The sequence below is a fragment of the Methylobacterium sp. CM6246 genome, assembly GCF_054818005.1.
This window is the reverse complement of record NZ_JBTXKY010000001.1, coordinates 3,828,187-3,837,500: the sequence shown is the minus strand read 5'-3', so window position 1 is coordinate 3,837,500 and position 9,314 is coordinate 3,828,187. Positions and strand designations below refer to the sequence as shown.

General features: G+C 71.2%; 9 protein-coding genes. 6 read left to right on the top strand and 3 right to left on the bottom strand.

The features are described 5' to 3' along the window. The first annotated feature begins 61 nt into the window (after positions 1–61). The 4 genes from ACYQPG_RS18665 (at position 62) to ACYQPG_RS18650 (ending at position 3,839) form a co-directional block, all read left to right on the top strand. Positions 62–559, top strand: a complete 498-nt coding sequence (locus ACYQPG_RS18665) for a Ros/MucR family transcriptional regulator (RefSeq protein WP_419828424.1) — start codon at positions 62–64, stop codon at positions 557–559. A gap of 140 nt (positions 560–699) precedes the next feature. Further along, positions 700–2,157, top strand: a complete 1,458-nt coding sequence (locus tag ACYQPG_RS18660) for a Do family serine endopeptidase (protein ID WP_147941447.1) — start codon at positions 700–702, stop codon at positions 2,155–2,157. A gap of 87 nt (positions 2,158–2,244) precedes the next feature. Continuing rightward, entirely contained in the window at positions 2,245–3,588 is a 1,344-nt protein-coding gene (locus ACYQPG_RS18655; protein WP_147941448.1) for a replication-associated recombination protein A, read from the top strand. Between the two features lie 65 nt (positions 3,589–3,653). Then, positions 3,654–3,839, top strand: a complete 186-nt coding sequence (locus ACYQPG_RS18650; RefSeq protein WP_419828425.1) for a hypothetical protein — start codon at positions 3,654–3,656, stop codon at positions 3,837–3,839. A gap of 13 nt (positions 3,840–3,852) precedes the next feature. Here the strand turns inward: ACYQPG_RS18650 and ACYQPG_RS18645 are convergent, their stop codons facing one another. Next, the gene (locus tag ACYQPG_RS18645) at positions 3,853–4,317 is read right to left on the bottom strand and encodes an Lrp/AsnC family transcriptional regulator (RefSeq protein ID WP_147941449.1); all 465 of its coding nucleotides are present in this window, start codon (positions 4,315–4,317) and stop codon (positions 3,853–3,855) included. 197 nt (positions 4,318–4,514) lie between these two features. On the opposite strand from ACYQPG_RS18645, the gene ACYQPG_RS18640 reads away from it, so the two are divergent. Then, complete coding sequence (locus tag ACYQPG_RS18640; RefSeq protein WP_147941450.1) at positions 4,515–5,525, top strand: 1-aminocyclopropane-1-carboxylate deaminase; 1,011 nt, start codon at positions 4,515–4,517, stop codon at positions 5,523–5,525. A 223-nt stretch (positions 5,526–5,748) separates the two neighbouring features. Further along, positions 5,749–7,518, top strand: a complete 1,770-nt coding sequence (gene ggt / locus ACYQPG_RS18635) for a gamma-glutamyltransferase (RefSeq protein ID WP_419828426.1) — start codon at positions 5,749–5,751, stop codon at positions 7,516–7,518. Between the two features lie 64 nt (positions 7,519–7,582). On the opposite strand, the gene purD is transcribed toward ggt, so the two are convergent. Both purD and ACYQPG_RS18625 read right to left on the bottom strand, forming a co-directional pair. Beyond that, on the bottom strand, positions 7,583–8,860 hold the full coding sequence (gene purD / locus ACYQPG_RS18630) for a phosphoribosylamine--glycine ligase (protein ID WP_147941452.1): 1,278 nt from the start codon (positions 8,858–8,860) through the stop codon (positions 7,583–7,585). 94 nt (positions 8,861–8,954) lie between these two features. Beyond that, positions 8,955–9,263 (bottom strand): hypothetical protein, encoded by a 309-nt coding sequence (locus tag ACYQPG_RS18625; protein WP_147909108.1) that lies wholly within the window; start codon positions 9,261–9,263, stop codon positions 8,955–8,957. Between the last annotated feature and the right edge of the window lie 51 nt (positions 9,264–9,314).

The following is a 9,314-nucleotide window of genomic DNA, read 5'->3' as shown; positions in this document are numbered from 1 at the left end:
TCGCGACGCTGTTCTTGCGTTCTGGCCAGTTTGGACATCACAAGAAGGCGGCGTACACGATATGACTCAACGCGATGGCGACAGGAGCCGCTTCGTTACGCTCGCATCCGAGATCGTCTCGGCCTATGTGAGCAACAACCACGTGCAGAGCGCGGATCTGCCGAAACTGCTCAGCGACATCCACGGCGCGATCCAGGGCGTCCACACCGGCGGCGCGGCCGTCGCGGCCCCCACCAAGGCGACCACGCAGGAGATCCGGCGTTCGGTGACGCCCGACTTCCTGATCTCGTTCGAGGACGGGAAGCCCTACAAGACCCTGCGCCGCCATCTCACCCTGCGCGGCCTGACCCCGGAAGCCTATCGCGCCAAGTGGGGCCTCGATGCCGATTACCCGATGACCGCCCAGAGCTATTCCGCGCAGCGCTCGCAGCTCGCCCGCTCGCTCGGCCTCGGCCAGCAGCGCCGGAAATCCGCCGCGCCGCCATCCCAGCCCGAGCCGGTCGCGCAGGCCCCCGAACAGCCGAAGAAGCGCACCGTGCGCCGCAAGGAAGACGCCTGAACGGCCCTGACGGCCGGGGCCGCCCGGCTCTTCCGGCGACGGCGTCGCGGGCCTGCCGCAATCGGCTCCGATAGCGTAAGGCCGCACGGTGCGCCGCCGCCGATCCGGACGGCGCGCCCGACCTGCCGCCGGAGCCCTGCATGCTGATCCGCCCCGTCCTGCCCGCCCTCGTCGCAACCCTGCTGGCCGCCGGCCCCGCCGGGGCGCAGATGGCCCGCACGGAGGCTCCTGCCGCCTCCAAGGAGGGGACGGCCAAGGTGGTGCCCCTCAGCCGGAGCGACGTCCAGCTGTCCTTCGCCCCGGTGGTGAAGCGGGCCGCACCCTCGGTGGTCAACGTCTACGCCTCCCATGTCGAGAAGCGTTCCACCGCGCGCGCCAGCGCCATGGACGAGTTCATGCGCCGCTTCTTCGGCGAGCCGGAGGGCGGCCGCGGCCCCCGGGGCGACCGGGCCCAGCGGTCGCTCGGCTCCGGCGTGCTGGTCGATGCCGACGGCCTCGTGATCACCAACAACCACGTCATCGACAACATGAACGAGGTCCGCATCGCGCTCTCCGACCGCCGGGAGTTCGAGGCGACGATCGTGATGCGCGACACCCGCACCGATCTGGCGGTGCTCAAGCTCAAGGAAGCCCCGAAGGGCCTGGTGCCGATGCCGTTCGGCGATGCCGACGCCCTGGAGGTCGGCGACTTCGTGATGGCGATCGGCAACCCGTTCGGGGTCGGCCAGACCGTGACGCAGGGCATCGTGTCGGCGCTGGCGCGGACCCAGGTCGGCTCGGCGGACTACCAGTACTTCATCCAGACCGACGCCGCGATCAATCCGGGCAATTCGGGCGGCGCCCTGGTCGACCTGCGCGGCCAGCTGGTCGGCATCAACACGGCGATCTACTCGCAATCCGGCGGCAGCCACGGCATCGGCTTCGCGATCCCGGTGGGCATGGTCAAGGCGGTGGTCGACGCGGCCCGCGACGGCGCGAGCGTGGTGCGCCGGCCCTGGCTCGGCGCGCGCATCCAGAGCGTGACCCCCGACATCGCCGACAGCATGGGCCTCGACCATCCGACCGGCGTCCTGGTGGCGAGCCTGCAGCCCAAGAGCCCCGCGGACGAGGCCGGCCTGAAGCGCGGCGACCTGATCCTGACCATCGACGGCCAGGAGGTCGCCGACCCGGAGGCGTTCGGCTATCGCTTCGCCCTCAAGGGTGTCCAGGGCCAGACCCGCTTCGGGATCCTGCGCGGCACGGCCCGCCAGACGGTCGCGGTCAAGCTCGCCCCCGCCCCGGAGACGCGCCCCCGCGACGTGCTCAAGGTGAAGACCCGCTCGCCGTTCCAGGGCGCGAGCCTGGTCAACACCTCGCCGGCGGTGGCCGAGGAGCTGCAGGTCGACTTCCCGGCCGAGGGCGTGGCCGTGCAGGCGGTGGACGAGACCTCCATCGCCAGCCGGCTCGGGCTGCAGAAGGGCGACATCATCGTGGCGGTCAACGGCGTGCCGGTGGCGACCACCAAGGACCTGGACCGGGTCACCCGCAACACCCTCAATTCCTGGGAGGTGGTGATCAACCGCAACGGCGAGATCATGACCTCGGTGTTCGGGGGCTGAGCCGGACGGCGCGCATCCGGCCGATGGCCGTGGGCAAGGCCCGGCTCCCGGGTTGCGCCCCCGCCCGCGCCCGGTGTTGATGCGCGGATGTCCGACCTGTTCGCCTCCGCCGAACCCCCAGCGGCCCCGGATTCCGGCCACGCCCCCGTCGCGGAGGCCAGCCGCCCGCTCGCGGACCGGCTGCGCCCGCAGAGTCTCGCGGAGGTGGTCGGCCAGGAGCACCTGACCGGGGAGGGCGGGGCGCTCACCCGCCTGCTGCGGGGACGCAGCCTCGGATCGCTGATCTTCTGGGGACCGCCCGGCACCGGCAAGACCACGGTGGCACGGCTGCTGGCCCAGGGCACCGACCTGCATTTCGAGCAGATCTCGGCGATCTTCTCGGGCGTGCCCGACCTGCGCAAGGTGTTCGAGGCCGCGCGCAAGCGCCGGGCGACCGGGCAGGCGACCCTGCTGTTCGTCGACGAGATCCACCGGTTCAACCGGGCGCAGCTCGACGCCTTCCTGCCGGTGATGGAGGACGGCACGGTCACGCTGGTCGGCGCCACCACGGAGAACCCGTCGTTCGAGCTGAACGCCGCGCTCCTGTCCCGCGCCCGGGTGCTGCTGTTCCGGGCGCTCGACCCGGGCGCCATCGCACGGCTGCTGGTCCGGGCCGAGGCCCTGACCGGCCAGGCCCTGCCGCTCACCGAGGAGGCCCGCGGCGTGCTGGTCCGGATGGCCGACGGCGACGGCCGCGCGGCGCTGACCCTGGCGGAAGAAGTCTGGCGCTCGGCCAGCCCGGGGGAGACCCTCGACGCGGACGCGTTGCAAGACATCGTGCAGCGGCGGGCGCCGATCTACGACAAGGCCCAGGAGGGCCATTACAACCTGATCTCGGCCCTGCATAAGACCGTGCGCGGCTCCGATCCGGACGCGGCGCTCTACTATCTGTGCCGGATGCTCGATGCCGGCGAGGACCGGCTGTTCATCGCCCGCCGGCTCGTGCGCATGGCGGTGGAGGATATCGGGCTCGCCGACCCGCAGGCCTTGGTCGTGGCCAACGCCGCCAAGGACGCGTTCGACTTCCTCGGCAGCCCCGAGGGCGAGCTGGCCCTGGCGCAGGCCGCGATCTACCTGGCCTGCGCGCCGAAATCGAACGCGGTCTATACCGCCTACAAGGCTGCGACGCGGCTCGCCAAGGAGGCCGGCTCCCTGGCGCCGCCCCGCACCATCCTCAACGCGCCGACCAAGCTGATGAAGCGCATCGGCTACGGCGAGGGCTACCGCTACGACCACGATGAGCCCGACGCCTTCTCGGGCCAGGATTACTGGCCCGACGCGCTCGGCCGCCAGCACCTCTATGCACCCACCGAGCGCGGCTACGAGACCCGCTTGGCCGAGCGCCTCGCCCGCTGGGAGGCCCTGCGCCAGGCACGACGCGGGGAGGAATAGGGCGGACCTGCGCGGGACATGGCCTGCGCGCCGTCCCTTGCCCGGGTGCGTGGAGCGTCAGCGGAATGCGCCTCGCGATCCCGCACAAGACGCAGCGAAGCGTCCGCCTGCGCCGCCGCGATGCCATCCTGTGCCGCTGCGCCGCGCTCTGCGTGCGGGATCCCGGACCCGGTTCCGCTTCGCTCGCCTGTCCGGGAAAGGGGCGCGCATCGTCCATCGTGATATGCCCGGCGGCCATCGACACCGCCTGAAACCGGGTCCGCGTCAGAGGTCCAGCGGCGCGTTGTCGATGACCTCCTTCATCACGAAGAAGGTGCGGGTCTGGCGCACCCCGGGCAGGCCGATCAGCGTGGCGCTGTGGAGCCGGTTGAAGTCGGCCATGTCGGAGACGCGGATCTTCAGGATGTAGTCGAAATCGCCGGCCACGAGGTGACAGTCGAGCAGCACCGGGATCGCCCGTACCGCGGCCTCGAACTCGGAGAAGCTCTCGGGGGTCGAGCGGTCGAGCACGACGCCGACGAAGACCAGGGTGCCGCGGCCGACCCGGGCCGGATCGACCAGCGCCCGGACCGCCCGCACGAATCCGTCCGTGAACAGGCGCTGGATCCGGCGATGGCAGGTCGCCGCGCTGGTGCCGGAGCGCTCGGCGATCTCGGCATTGGCCATGCGCCCGTCCGCCTGCAGCAGGCGCAGGATTTTGAGGTCGATCCGATCGAGCCCTGCGGACATGGCGATTTCTTTCATCTTTTGGCTGCATTTCGGATGATTTCTCATCCGTTGCGGCAATCGATGCAAGCGCGTGGCTATCGGCGGCCCGAGATCGAGAGCACCTTTCAGGCGATCCGGGTTAGTTTTCCGCCGTACCCCGAAGGCGGCCGCGCCGGGTGGACAACGATCCCGGCGGCCGGAAGACCCGGAGAGTCCCGATGCTGCAACAGTTCGAGCGCTACCCCCTGACCTTCGGCCCGACGCCGATCGAGCCGCTCAAGCGGCTCTCGGCCCATCTGGGGGATGCGGTCGAGATCTACGCCAAGCGTGAGGATTGCAATTCGGGCCTGGCCTACGGCGGCAACAAGCTGCGCAAGCTCGAATACATCGTGCCGGACGCGATCAAGAGCGGGGCCGATACCCTGGTCTCGATCGGCGGCGTCCAGTCGAACCACACCCGCATGGTCGCGGCGGTGGCCGCCAAGATCGGCATGAAGTGCCGGCTGATCCAGGAGGCCTGGGTGCCCCACGAGGATGCCGTCTACGACCGCGTCGGCAACATCCTCCTGTCGCGGATCATGGGCGCCCAGACGCAGCTCGTGGATGACGGCTTCGACATCGGCATCCGCGACAGCTGGAAGCGCGCGCTCGCCGAGGTCGAGGCCGAGGGCGGCAAGCCCTACGCGATCCCGGCCGGCGCCTCGGTGCACAAGTACGGCGGGCTCGGCTATGTCGGCTTCGCCGAGGAGGTTCGGGCCCAGGAGGCCGAGATGGGCCTGCGCTTCGACTACGTGGTGGTCTGCACGGTGACCGGCTCGACCCATGCCGGCATGGTGGTGGGCTTCGCGGCCGACGGGCGCGCCCGCAACGTCATCGGCATCGACGCCTCCTGCACCCCGGCCCAGACCAAGGCCCAGGTGCTCGACATCGCCCAGAACACCGCCGCCCTGATCGGCGCGGGCGACATCGTCGCCGACGACGTGGTGCTCAACGAGGATTACGCCTACCCGGTCTACGGCGTGCCCTCGCAGGAGACCGTCGAGGCGATCCGCCTCTCGGCCCGGCTCGAGGGGATGATCACCGACCCGGTCTACGAGGGCAAATCCATGCAGGGCATGGTCGACCTCGTGAAGAAGGGCTTCTTCCCGAAGGGCGCGAAGATCCTCTACGCCCATCTCGGCGGCGCGCCGGCGCTGAACGGCTACAGCTACACGTTCCGCAACGGCTGAGCCCGGCAGCGGCCGAACCGCCTCACCCATCGGCCTCCCGCATCCCAAGGCGCCCGGCGATCGATGGTCGCCGGGCCTCGAAGGAGCCCTCCAGGACGCGCGCGGCTCACTGGACGGTTCCGCTACGCTGCACCACCTCAGGATGAGGTTCGGCTTGGGAGCCGCGACTCCCGCGCCCAGCCCCCTATATGGCAGCGCCGGACCCGCATCGAAGAGAGCCTGGATGATCGCACCGGCACGCGCGCTGCTCCTCGGGCTTCTCGTCGTCCTCGGAGGCCCCGGGGCGCGGGCCGCCTCGGGACCGGCCGTGGAGGCCGAGAACGGCATGGTGGTGTCGTCCCAGCGCCTGGCCTCTCAGGTCGGCGCCGACATCCTGAAGGCCGGCGGCAACGCCGTCGATGCCGCGGTGGCCGTGGCCTATGCCGAGGCGGTGGTGAACCCGTGCTGCGGCAATATCGGCGGCGGCGGCTTCCTGGTCCTGCACCGGGCCGACGGACAGAGCCGCTTCATCAATTTCCGCGAGAAGGCGCCCGCGGCGGCCAGCCGCGACATGTATCTCGACACCCACGGCAGCGTCGTGAAGGGCGCGAGCCTGCGCGGCTGGAAGGCGGCGGGCGTGCCCGGCACCGTGCTCGGCCTGAACACTGCGCTCGCGGAATACGGCACCCTGTCGCTGGCCAAGGTGATGGCCCCGGCGGTGGCGCTGGCCCGGGACGGCTTCGTGCTCACCCGGGGCGACACCGACATCCTGGATTTCGGCGCGAAGCTGTTTGCCGGGCAGGCCAACGTCGCCCGCGTCTTCCTGCGCCCGGACGGCACGTCCTGGCGGCCCGGCGACCGGATGGTCCAGGCCGGCCTCGCCCGCACCCTCCAGGCCATCGCCGAGGGCGGCTCGGACGCGTTCTACACGGGCGAGATCCCCCGCCAGGTCGAGGCGGCGTCCCGGGCCGGGGGCGGCCTGCTGACGGCTTCGGACTTCGCCGCCTACACGGTGACCGAATCCGAGCCGCTGACCTGCCGCTACCGGGGCGCCACCATCCTGTCGGCGCCCCCGCCCTCGTCCGGCGGCACGACGCTGTGCGAGGTCCTGAACGTCCTCGACGGCTACGACCTGCGGGCGGCCGGCTTCAATTCCGCCCGGACCGTGCACCTGATGGTCGAGGCGATGCGGCGCGCCTATGCCGACCGCAACGTCCTGCTGGGCGACCCGGATTTCGGGCCCAACCCGGTGGCGCAGCTGCTGTCGCGGACCTACGCGGACAAACTCCGGGCCACGATCCGGCCGGACCGTGCGACCCCGTCCGCCGAGATCCGCCCGGCCCCCGAAAGCCTCCCGCAGGAGAAGCCCGAGACCACCCACATCTCGGTGATGGACAAGGCCGGCAACGCGGTCTCGCTGACCTACACGATCAACGGCTATTTCGGCGCCGGGGTGATGGCCGGGGAGACCGGGTTCTTCCTCAACGACGAGATGGACGACTTCACGGTCAAGCCCGGGGTGCCGAACCTGTTCGGCCTGGTCCAGGGCGCCCGGAACGCGATCGAGCCCGGCAAGCGCCCGCTCTCGTCGATGGCGCCGACCATCGTGCTGCGGGACGGCAAGGTCGCCCTGGTGGCGGGCTCGCCCGGGGGCTCCCGGATCATCACGATCAACGCCCAGACGCTGATCAACGTGCTCGATTTCGGCATGGAGCCGCAGGAGGCGGTGGACGCCCCGCGCATCCATCACCAATGGCTGCCCGACACGGTCTATGCCGAGCCGTTCGCGCTCTCGGCGGACACGCAAGGCATCCTACGGGGCATGGGCCACACGATCGTCGAGCAGAGACCCTGGGGCGCGCAGGAGCTGATCGCGGTCCGCGCCGCCGTGCCGGAGCCCACCGACGCGGCCTCCTCGGGCAACGACGCGACCCGCACCGAGCGCATGCGCCCAGGCTTGCTCTACGGCGCCAACGACAACCGGAGGCCGGCCGGCGCCGCGATCGGCGAGTAACGGGTTCCCAAGGGCGGGCCCTTCGGCGGCGCTTCGGAGGCGGAGCCCCCGAGGTACCGGGATTTCAGCCCCGGTCCGCGGCTTCCCGGGCCACTTCCCGGAAGCCGATGTCGCGGCGGCAGAACCCTTCCGGCCAGTCGATCCGGGCCACCGCCGCGTAGGCGCGGTCCTGGGCGTCGGTGACGCTGTCGCCGACGGCCGTGACCGCCAGCACCCGGCCACCGTCGGCGAGCAGCTGGCCGCCCTCGTCGCGGGTGCCGGCCTGGAACACGAAGACGCCGTCGCCCTCGGCCCCGTCGACGCCCCGGATCACCGAGCCCCGCACCACGGCCCCCGGATACCCGGCGGCCGCCATCACCACGGTGAGCGCGGCCCGGTGGGCGTCGAATTCCAGCGTGACCCCGGAGAGGTCGCCCTCGCTGGCCGAGAGCAAAGCCGGCACGAGGTCGGAGGCGAGGCGCGGCATCAGCACCTGCGCCTCGGGATCGCCGAAGCGGGTGTTGTACTCGATCAGCTTGGGGCCGTCCGCGGTGAGCATCAGGCCGGCGTAGAGAATGCCCGTGAACGGGCAGCCGCGCGCCCGCATGCCGGCCAACGTCGGCAGGATGATCTCGGCCATGACCCGGGCCTCGATCTCCGGGGTCACGACCCGGGCCGGGGAATAGGCGCCCATGCCGCCGGTGTTGGGGCCGCGGTCGCCGTCGAACACGCGCTTGTGGTCCTGCGCGGTGCCGAGCGGGATCGCCCGGGTGCCGTCGCACAGCGCGAAGAAGCTCGCCTCCTCGCCGAACAGGCATTCCTCGACCACCACCTCGGCGCCGGGATCCTCGAACAGCGACGCCAGCGCGTCCTCGGCCTGGTCCAGCGTCTCGGCGACGGTGACGCCCTTGCCGGCCGCGAGGCCGTCGGCCTTCACGACGATCGGGACGCCCTCCCGGCGGACATAGGCGAGCGCCGGCTCCAGGGCGGTGAAGCGCGCGAAGGCGGCGGTCGGGATCCCGCAGGCGGCGCAGAGGTCCTTGGTGAAGCCCTTGGAGCCCTCGAGCCGCGCCGCGTCGCGGGTCGGCCCGAAGGTGCGAATCCCCGCGATCTTCAGGTCGTCGACCAGACCGGCGACCAGCGGCGCCTCGGGCCCGACCACCACGAGGCCGATCGACTCGGCGGCGCAGAAGGCCGCCACCGCGGCGTGGTCGGTGACCTTGAGGTCGGGCAGGTTGGTGCCGTGGCGGGCGGTGCCGGGATTGCCCGGGGCCGTGAACAGGCGGGTACAGAGCGGGCTCTTGGCCAAGCGCCAGGCCAGCGCGTGCTCGCGTCCCCCCGAGCCGATCAGCAGAATGTTCATGCGCGCGCCACCATGGGCCCTGCTTCTGGGCCAAGCGTGCGGACGGGAAAAGGTTTTTTTCGGGCTGTCCCCGCTATGCCCGGACCCGGGACGGTCAGCAGCCGATGCACACGCTGGTGTTGACCCCGCCCCGGGGCGCCCGCGCGATCCCATGCCGGCCGACCCGGCGCCCGCCGTAGACCCCGTAATACGGCCCGTGGGGCTGGTACTGGACGTTGCGCTGGAACTGCTGGTTCAACGTGTTGTAGTCGGAAACCCGCTGCTGGTTGAGGGTGCGGATCTGGCTCTGCAGGGCGAACGAGGAATTGGCCGCGTTCGGGTCGTTCGGCTGGACCTGCGCCCAGGCGGCGCCCGCCGGGAGGGCGAGTGCCAGGGCGAGGAACGCGCGGGCGAGGGCGCGCATCGGTTTCTCCGTGATCAGGCTTGAATACTGTCCATTCCATCGACGCATCGA

What these genes read in the sequence shown, in the direction of transcription:
- ACYQPG_RS18625 (WP_147909108.1), bottom strand. Translation starts at nt 9,263, where the DNA reads ATGCGCGCCCTCGCCCGCGCGTTCCTCGCCCTGGCACTCGCCCTCCCG.
- ACYQPG_RS18660 (WP_147941447.1), top strand. Translation starts at nt 700, where the DNA reads ATGCTGATCCGCCCCGTCCTGCCCGCCCTCGTCGCAACCCTGCTGGCC.
- ggt (WP_419828426.1), top strand. Translation starts at nt 5,749, where the DNA reads ATGATCGCACCGGCACGCGCGCTGCTCCTCGGGCTTCTCGTCGTCCTC.
- ACYQPG_RS18655 (WP_147941448.1), top strand. Translation starts at nt 2,245, where the DNA reads ATGTCCGACCTGTTCGCCTCCGCCGAACCCCCAGCGGCCCCGGATTCC.
- ACYQPG_RS18650 (WP_419828425.1), top strand. Translation starts at nt 3,654, where the DNA reads ATGCGCCTCGCGATCCCGCACAAGACGCAGCGAAGCGTCCGCCTGCGC.
- ACYQPG_RS18645 (WP_147941449.1), bottom strand. Translation starts at nt 4,317, where the DNA reads ATGTCCGCAGGGCTCGATCGGATCGACCTCAAAATCCTGCGCCTGCTG.
- ACYQPG_RS18640 (WP_147941450.1), top strand. Translation starts at nt 4,515, where the DNA reads ATGCTGCAACAGTTCGAGCGCTACCCCCTGACCTTCGGCCCGACGCCG.
- ACYQPG_RS18665 (WP_419828424.1), top strand. Translation starts at nt 62, where the DNA reads ATGACTCAACGCGATGGCGACAGGAGCCGCTTCGTTACGCTCGCATCC.
- purD (WP_147941452.1), bottom strand. Translation starts at nt 8,860, where the DNA reads ATGAACATTCTGCTGATCGGCTCGGGGGGACGCGAGCACGCGCTGGCC.